Source organism: Niastella populi (genome assembly GCF_002078015.1).
In the GTDB taxonomy this organism is placed as follows: Bacteria; Bacteroidota; Bacteroidia; order Chitinophagales; family Chitinophagaceae; genus Niastella; species Niastella populi.
Window position 1 is genome coordinate 109,331 of sequence record NZ_LWBP01000134.1, and the last position, 16,115, is coordinate 125,445.

General features: G+C 44.4%; 15 protein-coding genes. 7 read left to right on the forward strand and 8 right to left on the reverse strand.

Translation table 11 applies throughout. The features are described from left to right. Nucleotides 1-65: 65 nt before the first annotated feature. On the reverse strand, nucleotides 66-1,514 hold the full coding sequence (locus tag A4R26_RS12760) for a circularly permuted type 2 ATP-grasp protein (protein ID WP_081164155.1): 1,449 nt from the start codon (nucleotides 1,512-1,514) through the stop codon (nucleotides 66-68). A gap of 128 nt (nucleotides 1,515-1,642) precedes the next feature. On the opposite strand from A4R26_RS12760, the gene kdsB reads away from it, so the two are divergent. Next, the gene (gene kdsB, locus A4R26_RS12765) at nucleotides 1,643-2,371 is read left to right on the forward strand and encodes a 3-deoxy-manno-octulosonate cytidylyltransferase (protein WP_081164156.1); all 729 of its coding nucleotides are present in this window, start codon (nucleotides 1,643-1,645) and stop codon (nucleotides 2,369-2,371) included. Nucleotides 2,372-2,474: 103 nt separating this feature from the next. Next, a complete protein-coding gene (locus tag A4R26_RS12770) occupies nucleotides 2,475-3,386 on the forward strand; it encodes an ROK family protein (protein ID WP_081164196.1) in 912 nt (303 codons plus the stop codon). A 93-nt stretch (nucleotides 3,387-3,479) separates the two neighbouring features. Here A4R26_RS12770 and A4R26_RS12775 read toward each other — a convergent pair whose 3' ends face one another. The 3 genes from A4R26_RS12775 to A4R26_RS12785 form a co-directional block, all read right to left on the reverse strand. After that, entirely contained in the window at nucleotides 3,480-4,079 is a 600-nt protein-coding gene (locus A4R26_RS12775; RefSeq protein WP_081164157.1) for a carboxymuconolactone decarboxylase family protein, read from the reverse strand. Nucleotides 4,080-4,093: 14 nt separating this feature from the next. Then, entirely contained in the window at nucleotides 4,094-4,663 is a 570-nt protein-coding gene (locus tag A4R26_RS12780) for a peroxiredoxin (RefSeq protein ID WP_081164158.1), read from the reverse strand. Nucleotides 4,664-4,944: 281 nt separating this feature from the next. Then, the gene (locus A4R26_RS12785; RefSeq protein WP_081164197.1) at nucleotides 4,945-5,673 is read right to left on the reverse strand and encodes a carbon-nitrogen hydrolase family protein; all 729 of its coding nucleotides are present in this window, start codon (nucleotides 5,671-5,673) and stop codon (nucleotides 4,945-4,947) included. Between the two features lie 228 nt (nucleotides 5,674-5,901). Between A4R26_RS12785 and A4R26_RS12790 the strand changes: the two genes are divergently transcribed. The 5 genes from A4R26_RS12790 (at nucleotide 5,902) to A4R26_RS12810 (ending at nucleotide 10,245) form a co-directional block, all read left to right on the forward strand. Beyond that, complete coding sequence (locus A4R26_RS12790) at nucleotides 5,902-6,132, forward strand: hypothetical protein (RefSeq protein WP_081164159.1); 231 nt, start codon at nucleotides 5,902-5,904, stop codon at nucleotides 6,130-6,132. 9 nt (nucleotides 6,133-6,141) lie between these two features. Further along, on the forward strand, nucleotides 6,142-7,236 hold the full coding sequence (locus A4R26_RS12795; RefSeq protein WP_081164160.1) for an iron-containing alcohol dehydrogenase family protein: 1,095 nt from the start codon (nucleotides 6,142-6,144) through the stop codon (nucleotides 7,234-7,236). 181 nt (nucleotides 7,237-7,417) lie between these two features. Further along, nucleotides 7,418-7,987, forward strand: a complete 570-nt coding sequence (locus A4R26_RS12800) for a hypothetical protein (protein ID WP_133054653.1) — start codon at nucleotides 7,418-7,420, stop codon at nucleotides 7,985-7,987. A 102-nt stretch (nucleotides 7,988-8,089) separates the two neighbouring features. Further along, nucleotides 8,090-9,187 (forward strand): magnesium/cobalt transporter CorA, encoded by a 1,098-nt coding sequence (gene corA / locus A4R26_RS12805; protein ID WP_081164162.1) that lies wholly within the window; start codon nucleotides 8,090-8,092, stop codon nucleotides 9,185-9,187. A 65-nt stretch (nucleotides 9,188-9,252) separates the two neighbouring features. Beyond that, nucleotides 9,253-10,245 (forward strand): sugar phosphate isomerase/epimerase family protein, encoded by a 993-nt coding sequence (locus tag A4R26_RS12810; protein ID WP_081164163.1) that lies wholly within the window; start codon nucleotides 9,253-9,255, stop codon nucleotides 10,243-10,245. Between the two features lie 228 nt (nucleotides 10,246-10,473). On the opposite strand, the gene cydB is transcribed toward A4R26_RS12810, so the two are convergent. From cydB to A4R26_RS12830, 4 genes are all read right to left on the reverse strand, one after another. Then, complete coding sequence (cydB, locus tag A4R26_RS12815) at nucleotides 10,474-11,508, reverse strand: cytochrome d ubiquinol oxidase subunit II (RefSeq protein WP_081164164.1); 1,035 nt, start codon at nucleotides 11,506-11,508, stop codon at nucleotides 10,474-10,476. Nucleotides 11,509-11,586: 78 nt separating this feature from the next. After that, nucleotides 11,587-12,981: a cytochrome ubiquinol oxidase subunit I gene (locus A4R26_RS12820; protein ID WP_081164165.1), complete on the reverse strand. Its 1,395-nt coding sequence runs from the start codon at nucleotides 12,979-12,981 to the stop codon at nucleotides 11,587-11,589. Between the two features lie 126 nt (nucleotides 12,982-13,107). Continuing rightward, nucleotides 13,108-13,614, reverse strand: coding sequence for a DUF2480 family protein (locus tag A4R26_RS12825; RefSeq protein WP_081164166.1), 507 nt, complete (start codon nucleotides 13,612-13,614; stop codon nucleotides 13,108-13,110). Nucleotides 13,615-13,780: 166 nt separating this feature from the next. Then, on the reverse strand, nucleotides 13,781-15,916 hold the full coding sequence (locus A4R26_RS12830; protein ID WP_081164167.1) for a peptidylprolyl isomerase: 2,136 nt from the start codon (nucleotides 15,914-15,916) through the stop codon (nucleotides 13,781-13,783). Nucleotides 15,917-16,115 lie beyond the last annotated feature (199 nt).

Genomic DNA, 16,115 nt, shown 5'->3' on the forward strand with positions numbered 1-16,115 from the left:
ATATTCAACATTTCTGTGTTACCTTCTTCATTTCTCAGTTCCTTATTTCTAATTTCTCATTTCCATTACCCCGCCAGCACCCACGTATCCTTACTGCCTCCGCCCTGCGATGAATTCACCACCAGTGATCCTTCGCGCAGCGCTACCCTCGTTAAACCGCCCGGCACAATTTCAATCCCGTCTGGCCCGCATAAGGCATATGGCCGAAGGTCAACCCGGCGGGGCTGCAGTTTTCCCTGCATATAACAGGGCGCCGATGATAAGCTTATGATGGGTTGTGCAATAAACTGACGCGGGTCTTTATTGATGGCCGCGCAATAATTCGTAATTTCTTCTTCACTGGCATTATTGCCCATCAACATGCCATAACCACCGCTTTCATTGGTCTTTTTCACTACCATGTTGGTGATATTGTCAAAAACAAATTGCCGTTGGTCCCGGTTATCGAGGTGATAGGTAGGCACGTTCTTTAATATGGGTTCCTCGTTCAGGTAATATTTTATCATGTCGGGTACATAACAATAAATGGCCTTATCGTCGGCCACTCCATTGCCCACAGCATTTACGATGGCCACATTGCCTTTGCGATAGGCATTCATGATACCCGAAACACCCAATACGCTGTTGGGATTAAAAGCAAGCGGGTCGAGGAATTCATCATCTACACGGCGGTAAATAACATCTACCTGTTGCAGGCCATAGGTGGTTTTCATATAAACCCGGTGGTTATCCACAACCAGGTCGCGCCCTTCCACCAGTTCTACCCCCATAAGCCGGGCCAGCGTGGTATGTTCAAAATAAGCTGAATTATAAATACCGGGTGTTAATAAAACAATGGTGGGATTGGCTATTTGCCGCGGAGAAAAAGAAACCAGGTTCCTGTGCAAAATATTAGGATATTCTATTACACTTCGCACATTGTTCTGGGGCAGCAGGTCGGGAAAAATGCGTTTGGTTATTTCACGGTTCTCCAGCATATAGCTTACGCCGCTTGGCGTTCGCAGGTTATCTTCCAGTATATAAAACGAACCATCGTTGTTGCGAATGAGATCGATACCGGCAATATGTACATACAGATCGTACGGCACCGAAAGATTATACATTTCGCGCAAATAATGCGGACAACTATATATCATGTCAATGGGCACTACCCCATCTTTCAATATGAACTGGTTGTGATAAACGTCTTTCAGAAAAAGGTTCAGGGCCTTTAGCCGTTGTTTGATGCCTTTTTCGATATGCTCCCACTCGGCGGAGGTAATGATACGTGGAATTATATCGAATGGAAATATTTTTTCGATGCCCTCGCCGCTGCTGTAAACGGTGAACGTAATGCCCTGGCTCATAAACAGCCGTTTGGCCAGCTCTTCTTTTTTATTCAGTTCTTCGAGGCTCAATTGCTGCATAAATGCCACCACCCGCTGGTATTGCTCACGAACAGAAGCGTCCATGTACATTTCGTCCCAGGTATTGGTATCGACAAAATAAGTCTTCAGCAATTCGGTGGCTTGCATACAAATTAGTTTGGTTATGTCAATGACTGGCAGGCAAATCGCTGGAGGAAAAAAGCAGCTCTTTCCAAATATAATGAAATGAGTGCGTTTAGCCATCATTCATTACTGCTTTTCTTATCTTTATCCCGATGAAAAAAATTGCAATGATCCCGGCCCGCTATGCGGCAACCCGGTTTCCTGCCAAACTGATGCAGCAGCTGGGTAATAAAACTGTTATTCGTCACACCTATGATAATACCGTAGCCACGGATTTATTCGATGAAGTATGGGTAGTGACCGATAGTGAAATTATTTATAATGAAATTGTTTCAAATGGCGGCAGGGCCTGTATGAGCCGGCAGCAGCATGAAAGCGGCAGCGACCGTATTGCCGAAGCAGTGGCCGACATAGAAACGGATATTGTAGTGAATGTGCAGGGCGATGAACCGTTTGTAAAAAAAGAACCCCTTCAAAAACTGCTTCAGGTATTTGAGGGCGAAGCGGGTGAAAAAATACAGGTAGCATCCCTGATGCAGGTGCTGAAAGAACCGCAATTCATTGCCGACCCCAATTATGTGAAAGTAGCGGTTGACAAACATATGAACTCGCTTTTTTTCAGCAGAAGCATCATACCCTATCCACGTAACAACGAAGCGGTGATCACCTATTATGAACATATTGGTGTATATGCCTTTCGCAAAGAGGCCCTGATGAGCTTTACCACCTGGCCCATGACCCCATTGGAAGCGGCTGAAAAAATTGAATGTCTCCGTTATCTCGAAAATGGCGTTCCATTAAAAATGGTCGTTACCGATTATATGGGTGTAGAAATTGATACGCCCGAAGACCTGGAAAGAGCAGCCAGACTATTACAATAGATAAATTTCCCGTACTTAACCCTTACAGCGCATACGAACTATGGCAATTTGGCCTTTCGAATGTGCTAAATGTATTAATTTAATCGCTTATTCAACCAACATCATGACGCAACCACTTTGGGGTATCGACCTGGGAGGCACAAAAATAGAAGGGGTAATCGTTCCTTCATTAGACAACCCGCAGCCCATTTTAAGGACCCGCATCGATACGGAAGGACAAAAGGGATATGAACACGTTGTTAACCAGATAGACAGGCTGGTACAAACGATGAAGCAGCAATCAGGTCTGCAGCCATCTGCCATTGGAATAGGAACGCCCGGCGTGCTGGACCCTATTCTTCAGACAATGAAAAATTGTAACAGCACTGCCCTGAATGGACAGCCGCTAAAAAAAGACCTCGAAACAAAACTCGGACTTCCCTGTGTACTGGCCAACGATGCCAATTGTTTTGCCCTTGCCGAAACGCACTGGGGCGTGGTAAAACAAAAAGCGCCCGATGCCAAAATGGTGTTCGGCATTATTATGGGTACCGGCGTTGGCGGTGGTATTGTAATAAATGGCCATGTGTGGAACGGGAAACACGGTATCGGCGGTGAATGGGGGCATAACTTTCTCGATGAATCGGGCGGTCCCTGTTATTGCGGCCGTTCAGGTTGTGTAGAAACGGTATTGTCGGGCCCCGGTTTGCAACGGTACTATAAAAGCATTACCGGTTCCATGCTTTCATTGAAAGATATTCTGGCCCATGCCGTGCAGGGGAATGATCAGGCCGCTGTAAAAACCATCGAGCGATTGAACCATTTTTTTGGTAAAGCGGTTTCGGTGATCACCAATATGCTCGATCCTGATGTAATTGTTGTGGGTGGTGGCGTTGGCAATATCGACAGTATATACACTGCGGGCGTTGAATCGCTGCATAAATTCATTTTCAATAACCGGGTCGACGTTCAGATATTAAAACCCAGCCTCGGCGACAGTGCCGGCGTTTTTGGCGCTGCGGCCCTGGTGGCCTAACAAAAAATAATGAATGTCGAATATCAAATGTTGAAGTTATTTTCACTTCATTATTCGTAATTCGACATTCATTATTCAACATTGTTTTCGCCTTTAGGCGAGAACCGTTATCAACGATTTTATGATCGCTCCGAGTTTTACGCCTTCAAAGATCCGGCTTTCAGAACCGCCATGTTGTAAAATGGATTGTTCGTGAGAAGTAATACACATTTCACAACCATTGATCGATGAAATAACCAGGCTCACCAGTTCAAAGAACTCCTTGCCTAAAACAGGGTTCATCATTATGCTCATTTTTATACCGGCCGGTGTATTGGTATAAAAATCCTTATTCATAAAGTGACGGAACCGGTAGAAGATATTGTTCGCGTTCATCAGCGATGTGCACGAAACTATTTCTGCCAGTTCGGCCTCAGTTGCACCTGCTTCCTGCGCCTGCGCACGGAAACTTTCTTTCAGCAGATCGAACTTTTCATTTACCGCAACGCCATAGGCCAGTAACAACGCTTCCTTTTTATTCAGGTATTGCGTGTTGTTCAGCACATTGCTCACATTGATCTTCAGGTCCTTTATATACTTCGATTCGGCCGCCAGCAATTGCTGCGCAGCGGCAGAAGGAACATATTCCGGAATCTGCAGATCGTTCAACAGGTTTGAAAAAGTCTCGTTCTGTATAGCTATTCCCTGGCTCATGTTAATTTCTTTTATTAGTTCATGCTTAATTGGGTAGTCAGTGTTTCCTGACCTTTCTGCCAGTTACAGGGGCACAGTTCGTCTGTTTGCAAAGCATCCAGTACGCGAACCACTTCCTGTACGTTACGGCCTACATTCAGGTCGTATACGCTTACCCAACGTACAATTCCCTGAGGGTCGATGATGAAAGTAGCGCGGTAAGCGATCTTTTCTTCTGAATCGAGGATCCCCAGTTCTTCAGCCAGTGATTTTGAAGTATCGGCCAGCATCGGGAATTTCAGGTCTTTAAGATCGTTATGATCTCTTCTCCACGCTGCATGCACAAATTCCGAATCGGTTGAAGCACCGATCAAAATGGCATCTCTGTCTGTAAATTCACTGTGTTTTTTGTTAAACTCGGCAATTTCAGTAGGGCACACGAAAGTGAAATCTTTAGGCCACCAGAACATTACTGTCCATTTTCCTTTTGAGGTAGCGTACTCATTCGTTAATTCCATGAATTCTTTGCCTTTCTCAATAGATACAACCGCTTTCTTCTTAAATGCCGGGAACTGAGTTCCGATAGACAACACTTTGTTACTCATATTTTGATTTAAATTTTTTAAATGCTAACCGCACTGCTTACCGCAAAAACCAATTTGACATTGGCCTTAAGCGTTCAGCTTTTAGCGTTCGACGTAAAAATGGCTGGGAAACAATCGATGCCCGCACAGGGGCGTTGGTCAGATGGCGCAAAGATGCCAAAAAATAAAATAGATTTTCATAGTATTATTCTATAAAATGATAGATTTTATCTATCTGAACTTATAAAGGTAATCGCTTCTTTATTTAAGGCCCTGTTGGGCCACAGCACCCCTCCTCCCTGTTAAATCATTTTAATTTCTACCACCCTGGTTACGGTATCAAGTATCAAAATGCCTTCGCTGCTATCATCCAGCCGGCCAAGCAATGTACCGCCCTCATCCCATGCGGCAGACTTGCCTCCGCATAAACCATCTTCACACAGACCAACGCTATTGCTCATTAATACCATCATTCCAAAATTGGCTGCGATCTCGCCCAGGCCCGTCCACGCCTTTTCAACCCCTTTTACAGTCTTTGCCACACTGGCCACATATAACTGCGCCCCGCTGTGATGTGCATTTTCCGAATGTTCGCGAACTGAAATTTCATAACAAATGGCCAGGGCAACCGGCGTGTTTTTAATGATCAACCCGGGTAAGTTGTCGCCACTCACAAAAAAGGGCTCTTCATCGGCATGCAAATACATTTTTGAGTTGGCCTGGCGCGGTTTACCCGGCTGAAGTATTACCATGGTTATATGAATACCCTTTGCCGTTATTGTAGGCAGCCCCACTCCAATGCTGATCTGCCTTGCATCACTGAGTTGCTGAAAAACTGCTAAACGGCTATCGTTGATATCGGTTGCTAATTTTTTTGCAAGGGAGGGCACATAACCGGTCAATGACAATTCGGGAAAAATAATTATATCGGCGCCATGGTCCGCAGCCAGTGTGGTAAGCGAAAGATGGTTTTTAATATTGCTGTCGATATCACCGGCTACCGGTTTTGTTTGCGCTACTGCTATTTTCATTGGATGGTTATATTTATACAGGTTACATTTTTTGCGTTGCGGTTCCCTCATCAGGCTTATCACCATTCTGTTAAAGCGGAGGCCCTGCCAATCGTTTTCAAGTTACGAATTCCCGCGAAGGGGCAGTTGTTCAGTTGCCATATCATCTAAAATGATTAGATTTAGTACACCCTTAAACAGCCCAAACACTACCGAAAATGGCGCTACCCGTATTCCAACTGCCAAAGTATGGCCTTTGAAAACGGCGTGGGAGTAAAACAATTTGCAGCAGGCCATAAACAATGGGCAATTTATGGATTACCCGGGCCGTTTGACCGGTTTCCAGTGCGTTTGACTGGAAAAATGGGCAGTGATAATCCGCCAGAAGCAAGGAATTATTTGCCGGTTGCCGATTGCCAATTGCCCATTGATTCCGACCTTCGCACGGCTAAATCACAGTATCTTTTAAAAATCATTTAGCGTAAGCATATGAAGTTCAGAAACTTTAAAATGGTCGATTATGTAATATACGGCCACGGCAGTTTTAACCAGCTCGATGAAATTTTAGCTCCTCATAGAAAAGGCGATGCGCCCATGATCTTCCTCGTAGATCATTATTTTGAAAAGGGCGCCGCTACCGGCGACGGCAAGCCGCTTGTAAACCGCGTTCCCCTGCGTGGTAAAGACAAAATAATTTTTGCCGATGTTACCTACGAACCAAAAACCACCCAGGTTGATAAACTGGCTAAACAATTAAAAGATGAGTTCGGCACTGTGAGCGGCGTTATTGGTATTGGCGGCGGTTCTACCCTCGACCTGGCCAAAGCGGTTTCCTTAATGATGACCAACCCCGGTTCTTCTGCCGATTACCAGGGCTGGGACCTGGTTAAACAGGCCGGCGTTTACAAAGTGGGTATTCCCACTTTGAGCGGAACCGGCGCCGAGGTTTCCCGTACCACCGTTCTTACCGGACCAACCCGTAAACTGGGTATGAACTCTGACTTCACGCCGTTCAGCCAGATCGTACTCGATCCTGAATTAATAGCCAACGCGCCCGTTAACCAGCGCTTTTATACCGGCATGGATTGCTATATCCATTGTATTGAAAGCCTGGAGGGAACTTACCTGAACGAGTTCAGCAAATCATATGGTGAAAAAGCATTGAATTTGTGCCAGCATATCTTCCTCGAAAAAGATAGCTGGGATACCGAATGCGATGAAAAACTGATGATGGCTTCGTATGCTGGGGGAATGAGCATCGCTTATTCACAGGTGGGTGTTGCCCATGCGGTGAGTTACGGCTTAAGTTATTTGCTGGGCACCAAACATGGTATTGGCAATTGTATTGTTATGAACCACCTCGAGCCGTACTACCCCGCAGGCGTGGCAGAGTTCAAAAAAATGGTGGAGAAAAACAAGATCGATATCCCCGTTGGCATTTGCAAAGGATTGACCGATGAACAGTTCGATACCATGATCAATGTATCGCTTGGCATGAAACCGTTATGGGAAAACGCACTCGGAAAAGACTGGGAAAAAATTATGACCCGCGATAAATTGCGGGCCCTTTATGAGAAACTGTAATTAATAATAATATAATTACAACGGTAATGGTATACGAATACGGAGTTGCATTTTGCGCTCCGTTTTTGTTTTGTCAGGAAGTGCCGGCATCAGTAAAAAAATGCCGAACGTGCTGGGTCTGGCGTTAAGCATTAAACGTTTTGCGTTGAGCGTTTTCGTAAATTCACAAAAAACCTGTTGTATGAAAAAAATCACATTGGGGCTTTGCCTGCTGGCAGCGGCAGCCTCTTCATGGGCGCAGGACAAATTTGCGCCCGTTATTAAACAAGGCACAAAGCTGGCTTATTCAGCGTATGTAAATGGCCAAACTTTCCCCTGCACTTTTTCCCTTGATTCGGTAGGCGCCGGTTATCTTAAAGTGGGCTGGAATGTCGAAGGTTTCGGCACCGGAACCTGGGTTATGAAAAATAAGTCGCTTGAAAGTGGAATGAAGGGTTTCTGGAGCCAGCCATCGCCCGGCACCGAGGAAGAACTGGCCGATGACCAAACGATCCTGGTTTTCTCAAAAGCCCAATGGGACCAACTGCAAAACGACAAAAAATTTGATTTCGATAAACAAAGTTTTGCCGTTAAAACGCCTGCAGAACAACAGCAATTAAAGATCGCCGGCAAACCGGTTGATGCTTTTTTTATGGAAAATGCCGCTGGTTCTACCCGCATCTGGGTTTTGAACAATGCCGCCTTCCCCGTTATGCTGAAAATTGAAGGAAATACCCTCGGCGCCGACCTCACCATTAACGCCGTGGACTAATTATAATATATTGTACGCCATTCAGGGCTGCTTTTAATGCCCACACCATGCATAATAAAGCGGAGGGTATTGTATTTCAGATTTTTTAGCCATTTTTGTTATATGAGTCCTCAGAAATACCTGCGCTATTTAATGTTGCCATCATTGTTCGGCACGGCCCGAACCAAGGAAATACTGCAGGTGAATCCTACCATTGTTCCCCAGCGGGAAGAAGCCAAAGACGTAAAGATCTCGGTATATGAGTACAATGCTTCCAAAATACAGGAGTATAATGTTGAAAGCGTTGCGGAGTGTTTACATTGCAAGGATACCGAATATATCAGTTGGATCAATATAGATGGTTTGCGTAAGGTTGATGTGGAAACCATTTGTTACGGGTACGACATCCACCCGCTGGTTATTGAGGATATACTCAGTATTAACCAACGTCCGAAAATGGACGAAGTTGATAATATCCTTTTCTGTTTGCTGAATATGCTTTACTACAACCCCGATAAAAATTCAGTGGAAAGTGAACAGATCAGTATTATTCTGGGAAAAAATTTTGTGCTCTCTTTTCAGGAAGATGCAAGCCGCGATGTGTTCAACCCCATTAGAACAAGGCTGAAAATAAACAACGCCAAGATCAGGCAACGGGGCGCCGATTACCTGTGTTATTCATTGCTCGATATGATCGTCGATAACTACTTTACCGTAATGGAAAAAGTAGGAGAGCAAATTGAGGTTGTAGAAGAGGAAGTGATCCGCAATAGCAATACCCGTTCACTGGCCCGCATCAACAAACTGCGTAAGGAGCTGATCGTATTGAAAAGGAACTTCGCTCCTGTACGCGACCTGCTGAATGGCATTATCCGCAGCGAAAGCGAACTGCTTGAAGACCGTCATACAAAATATTATAAAGACGTTTACGACCACATTGTTCAGGCCTTTGACCTTAGCGAAAACTACCGTGATATTATTATGAGTATGCAGGACCTGTATATAAATAATGTGAACCTGCGCATGAATGAGGTAATGAAGGTAATGGCCATAGTAACCTGCTTACTGGCTCCTGCTACCGTTATCGGCGGCATTTTCGGAATGAACTTCGATAAGATCCCCTACCTGCATAACGATTGGGGATTTTTTATTGCCGTTGGTCTGATGCTGATCATCCCGATCTGGATGCTGTTCTTTTTCAGAAAAAGAGGGTGGTTTTAACACGAAACCCATCCATATATTATGGGCATGTTGTAAATTCAGCAACTCAACCAAAAATTGTAAACATGCCCTCGAATCGCCGTCATTTTTTAAAACAACTGGGTGGACTGGCAGCCGGATTTGGCGCCGCTTCCACCGGATTATCTTTTATTACCGCCTCAAACGATATTCAAACAAATGCTAATGCGTTAGGGAACAATGACGCAGCCGCGCCTTTGTTCTTTACCATTTCGCTTGCCCAGTGGTCGTTACACAGGAAGCTGTTTGCAAAAGAAATGGACAACCTCGATTTTCCCGCCGTATCGAAAAATACTTACGGCATAAGCGTAGTGGAATATGTAAACACATTTTTTAAAGACAAGGCTAAAGACGAAAAATACCTTGCCAAGTTATTGAACCGCTGCAAAGACAACGGGGTTAAAAATCACCTGATCATGTGCGATGGTGAAGGCGATCTCGGCGACCTCGATGTAACTAAAAGAACACAGGCTGTGGAAAACCATTATAAATGGGTTGATGCCGCCAAATTCCTCGGTTGCACATCTATTCGCGTGAATGCCTATGGCGCCGGCGGTAGTGAAGAGGTACAGAAATCCGCTATTGATGGGCTTTCAAAGCTGGGCGAATATGCCGCCAAAACCGGCATCAATGTAATAGTTGAAAACCATGGCAGTTTTACTTCCAACGGCGAATGGCTGGCCAAAGTAATGAAAACCGTGAACAGGAAAAATGTAGGCACCCTGCCCGATTTCGGTAATTTCTGTATTAAACGCGAAGACGGTCAATTGTGGGGAACCAAATGTATTGAAGAGTACGATCGCTATAAAGGTGTTGCCGAAATGATGCCTTACGCCAAAGGCGTTAGCGCCAAAACCCATGATTTTGATGAACAGGGTAACTGCATTGAAACAGATTATGAAAGAATGTTGAAGGTGGTGAGAGCTGCCGGTTTCAAAGGTTATGTGGGTATTGAATACGAAGGCGATAAACTTAGTGAAGAAGAAGGGATCAAAAAAACGAAGGCTTTACTTGAGCGTGTAGGCGCCAGTATAAAATAATTTAGGGATTGCTGATTTAAGGATTTCGAGAATACAAATCTCGAAATCCCTAAATCTCTAAATCAGAAATTATCCATTGCAGGTTGCTACAAAGATTATAATTATTCCAATCAAAAGCAGTGCTCCAAAAAGCATAAGTTTTTTTCGTATTTGAAACTTCCAAAGTTCTTTATCATCCATAAATAATTATCCTGCATTAAATCTCGAAATCCCTAAATCAGCAATTACTTAATAGCTGGTTTCATCGAGCTTCACTTTTCCCTTGAATGTCCAGAATACAAATGAAGTATAAGTGGCCACCAGTGGTGTACCTATCAGTGCAATGATCAATAATATCTTCATGGTCTTTGCCGAGGCGGCGGCATTGTGAATTGTTATACTGTTGGCCGGATTATTTCTTGAATACAATAAATAAGGAAACACTTCCAGCGCCACCATTATCAACAATAATGAAATGGTTACTGAGGAACTGATAAATGCGTACCGGTATTTCCCGATCTTCAATTGGCGTGGAATATTGGCAATGGCCAGTACCATCAGTACGGGGATGATAAATGAAGAGGGATGATCCCTGAAGAAATCGCCCAAATGCGGAACATATAATAATGTATACAAAGTAGTGATCACAAAACTCAATACAAAGAAGATGATGAACTGGCGGGCCAGGATATATAACTTGGTGTACAGCCGGTTCTCCGTTTTCATAACCAGGTAAATGGCGCCATGCATCATAAACAGGGCGAGGGTAGTTATGGCTACCATTATAGAGAAGAAATTAAAGAACGAAAGCCAGTCGCCATTGAATTCCTTTTGTTCGTTCAATGAAATTCCCAATGCTACATTACCCAGCATTAAGCCCAGCGATAGGGATATTATTATAGAAGCCACGCAATACACGACATCCCAGGTTTTGCGCCATAACAGTCCCGGTTCCTTACTTCGGAATTCTATGGCAACGCCTCTGAATATGAGGCCCACGAGGAAGATCATGAACGGTACATAAAAAGCAGAAAATATAGCCGCATAGGCTACGGGAAAACCGGCAAATAAAGCACCGCCGCCAATTACGAGCCATACTTCGTTTCCGTCCCATACCGGGCCGATCGCATTCAATGCAATACGGCGGCTTAATTCTTTATTCAATAAAAGGTGCAATGCGCCGGCCCCCAGATCAAATCCGTCGAGGATGGCATAACCGCTTATCACCGCGCCAAAAACGAGATACCACCAAACATTGTAGTCTATACCTAAGAATGTTTCCATTTTAATAATTTATAGCAATGATTACAATAGGCACCGCAGAATTTTGAGATTTCTGATTTTAAGATTTAAATCCGAAATCTATGCACGCCCGTTCGAGTGATCGAGAATGGGATTATCTCTTTTGCTGCCTTCATCGATATCTTCTTTGGTACCATGATCGACCGGGCCGTGTTGAATTTTCTTGTTCAGTAAATAAAGGAACAACACGAATAACAACATATACACTACCGTGAACAGGATGAGTGAAAACACGATCTGGTTTGCCGTTACTGTTTTCGACAGGGCATCGGAAGTTCTCAACAAACCATATACCACCCAGGGCTGGCGGCCCATTTCCGCAGCAAACCACCCGGTTTGATTAGCGATCTGCGGGCCCAGAACCGCCCAAACAAAAATCCACATCAGCCATCGTTTTTCAAACAGTTTATTTTTAAAGCTCAGCCACGACGCATATACGGTTAACCCGATCATAAACATGCCGATGGCCACCATAATATGATAGAACTGGAAGATGGCATTTACCTGTGTTGGCCTTTCTTCCGGTTTAAATGCATTCAATCCCTTTACCGGTTTTTCAGAATCGAATTGGGTAAGGAAGGATAAACCGCCGGGAATTTTTATACCGGTAACTTTTTGATTTTTATTATCTACATACCCCATCAGGTACATATCGGCCACAGCCATGGAATCGTAATGGCCTTCGAGCGCTGCGAGTTTTGCCGGCTGATGTTTATAAACCACATCTGCGCTTCTGTGACCGGCAAATAATTGTAACAATGAAAATATGGTTCCAGCCAAAAGGGCTATTTTAAAAGAACGTTTTGCAATTTCAAGATGTTTGCCTTTTAAGATATACCAGGCGTTCACACTTAATACCAGGAAGATGCCGGCGAGGAACGCGGCGATCCAAACGTGAATCAACCGGTCTATGCTGGAGGGATTAAACACCATGGCCCAGAAATCTGTGATCTCGGCGCGGGCTTCCAACCCCTTCCCTACAATATGATAACCAGCCGGCGTTTGTTGCCAGGAATTGGCCACAACGATCCAGATGGCAGAGAACATAGACCCCAGGAATACCATGAGCGTAGAAAAGAAATGCACCCGCGAGCTTACGCGGTTCCAACCAAAAATGAGTATTCCCAAAAAGCCCGATTCAAGTGCAAAAGCAAAAATGCCTTCCGCCGCCAGAGCGCTGCCAAAGATATCGCCCACGTATTTCGAATACGTTGCCCAGTTGGTGCCGAATTCAAATTCCATAATGATACCGGTGGCCACACCAATACCAAAAATGAGCGCGAAGATCTTTATCCAGAAACGGGTTACCTGTTCGTACATTTTATTGCCGGTTTTCAGGTACAGTCCTTCAAAAACCACCAGCAATAAACCAAGCCCAATGCTTAAAGGCGGATAGATGTAGTGGAAGGCGATAGTAAATGCAAATTGGATCCGTGCTAATATTTCAACGTCCATGATTGGCCGGTTTTGGTTTTTTCACTTGTATTTGTGCCACATTTAACCTGGCCGCGCAATTGGAAATGTGGCACACTTCTTATGCGACCAAAAAAAAGCCGACGCGGTGGCATCGGCTTTCGTTAGTTATTTCTTTTTATAAATGGGAACGGTGCTGCAAGGCTCGCCATACATAAGGCTTTTGGCTACCGGCATTAACTTCTTTGTTACGGCCAGGTAAGCAAACTCTCCTATCGGTATATCGCCGCAACCTTTTACAACGATCTTCTTATCAGCAAACGGTTCCGTATCTATTGCTTCTATATTTTGTACAAACAGTTTCTGACGGGCTGCCTGTTCATCGCCAAAGATCACATCTTTTGCCACCGGCTGCAGATATGAACCTACCAGCATATACGCCCACATAGGAATTATGGCATCTGCAGTACAGGTAACCGCAACCACTTTGTTCTGATAAACGCTCCAATCGTTATTTTGTAGTGCGACGCGAAATTCTTTTTCTTTCAGGATCAGCTCCATGAATAAATGCGGCTTCAGGTCAAAGACCGCAATTTCTTCTGCAGGATAATAGCTTTCCAGGTCGAGGGTGACCAGCTGGCTTTGTGCGACCTTATTTACAATTTCTTCACTCATAATATTCATTTTCACTAAACAGGTACAAAGGTAAGGCGAAAATGTTAACGAGTTAATATGTTAACGGGTTAACCAAGTAACACCTTAATTTTTAGCCATTTCTAAAAAAAGAACGGGGTTGACCGGTATAAACCCCGTCAACCCCGTTAACTCTTTAGCTTATTACCTAGAAAAACTTAATTCTGTTGTCTTTAATGGTAGCGGCTTTTTTCAGCACCTCAATTGTTCTGTAACCGGTCATAGCGCCCATTTGTCTTTGAATGTTTTCCTGTTGTGTCTTAACATCGAAAGATGGGTTAGGCACAGCGGAAATGTTATCGACTTTTATAACAAATACACCGATCTCGCCTTTGATAGGAGCAGAGATCTTGGTTTGGTAATCTTTGTTGAAAGCAGCACCCAACACTTTCATTTCGTTACCCACATTTGGAATAAAGGTACTGTTGAAGGCAATGCTGTCGGCCTTCAATACCTGCTGGCCGGTAGCCTGTGCTACGGCTTCCAGGGTAGAAGCATTACCGATCTTTTTAATGATGTTTTCAGCCTTTTTATTATTACGGATCTTGTACTCAACCAATGGACGTGCCTTTTCAACCGACATAGTTCCCTTTTCAAAAACATTGACAAGAGCAGGCACCACATATTTATCACCTACCATAAAGGCATGCTCGGCCACTTCGCCTTTTTTTGCATCGTTGAATGCCCAACGTACTATTTCACGTGATTCGCCCAGGCCCATGATCATGAAATCGGATTCTTTCACTTCAGCCGGGAATTTATTCAATTTTCTTTTTGCAACGTTTGCCTCAAAATCTTTCAGGTTGCGGCTTTCAGCTGCAAATTGAGCGGCAGCTCCGCTCGCGCCATTTACAGTTTCATCGCTGGGTACAACCGGGCGGCTCAGGTACGCCAGTTTGTACGCGGTTTCAATTTTCTTCTGGCTCAATACTTCTATATAATGGTAGCCGCTGTAAGACTGGTTTTCAACCTTCACAACTTTTTTGTCACCGGTATTGCCATAGAAGATCACTTCAGCAAATTCTTTGCTCAGGTTAGAAAACTGCATGGAAGCGAATTCATACTCGCCGCCTTTTTCTTTGCTGCCGGCATCGTCGCTGAACTTAACAACCATGCTATCGAAACTGGCGCCGCCTCTGATAGCAGCTTCAATGCTATCGATCAATTTTTTAGCAGCACTATCGGTTCTGGAAGGCCCTTGCGGATCATTGAATTTGATCAGGATATGACGGCTCTTAACGCTATCGGGCATGCTGCGACGGTCAACCATTTTCGCGAGGGTATAATTACCGCCATCGAGGTATGGACCGAACACGGCGCCATCGGCCAGTTTGCGAAGTGTATCGGCATTGCCCATTTGCATATGGCTGCTCAATACATAACCATCGAAGAATGGTGTTTCGCTTGAATTATTGGCAAGTACATTTTGAATTTCCGGAACAGTATTAGCTGCAGCCAAAGCATCCTTTGCATCAGACACCGTTTTGTACACCGCCTGGCTGTCGGCAGAACTGGGGGCAGCATCAAAAGTTACATACACCAGGCTGCGTTCATTTTCCTGTTTGTACATCTCTTTGTGGTTATTCACATATTCGCGCACATCTTCGTCAGTTACTGTAACGGTAGAATCGCTGATAGAAGAATATGGAACGTTCACATATGAAATGGAAGAGCGCTGGCTGTTCTCGGTATTGCTTTTTTCGAGCAACCATTTTGGAACATACATGCTTTTTCCGATCAGTGAGGTAAATTTCTCCCGTTGACGGCCTTTTTCGAGAGCAGGAATATATTCGCCCCAGAAGCTATTGTATTGAGGAGTACCTTTCTTCAGTGATCTAATTGCCTGGTAAGCCATTTGTGCGTTAAATACGCCGGTTGAATCGGTAAACTGTTGCCTTAACATCTGAGGCGGGTTGGCACCATATAATAAATCGCCTAATTCTTTGTCAGAAACTGTGATTCCGAGTTTATCATACACTTTGCCCATCAACGCGTCTTCAACGAATTCGTTCCACAGGCTTTCACGGATCTGGTTGCGCGTTTGATCATTGATAGGATAACCCTGCGCACGTTGGTTTTCTTCGGCCATTTTGTAGCGCTGCTCAAAATCGCGAAAATCGATACTGGTACCATTTACTTTTCCAAGCGTGGTGGAATTACCGCTGAACAATCCCCCGCCTCCACCCTGAAGGGCATCCTGTACGATAAAGGCTACAAGGGCTAATGCAATCGCACCAATGATAATCCACGCTGCTTTGTCGCGGATGGTTTGAATAACTGACATATTATAGGTATACCTCTTTTTGTAAGGATGGCAAAAATAGGAGAAAAAAGTTTATGAACAAACTGTGGAAAACCACTCAAAACCAGCAACGAGTAAAGGTTTTAGAATTCACATATATGTTAACAACCTTAATTACATGTGTGCCACAATTACCCGGCCGCGGAAAATTAAGTGTGGCACACCTATCGTGGAACAGTAC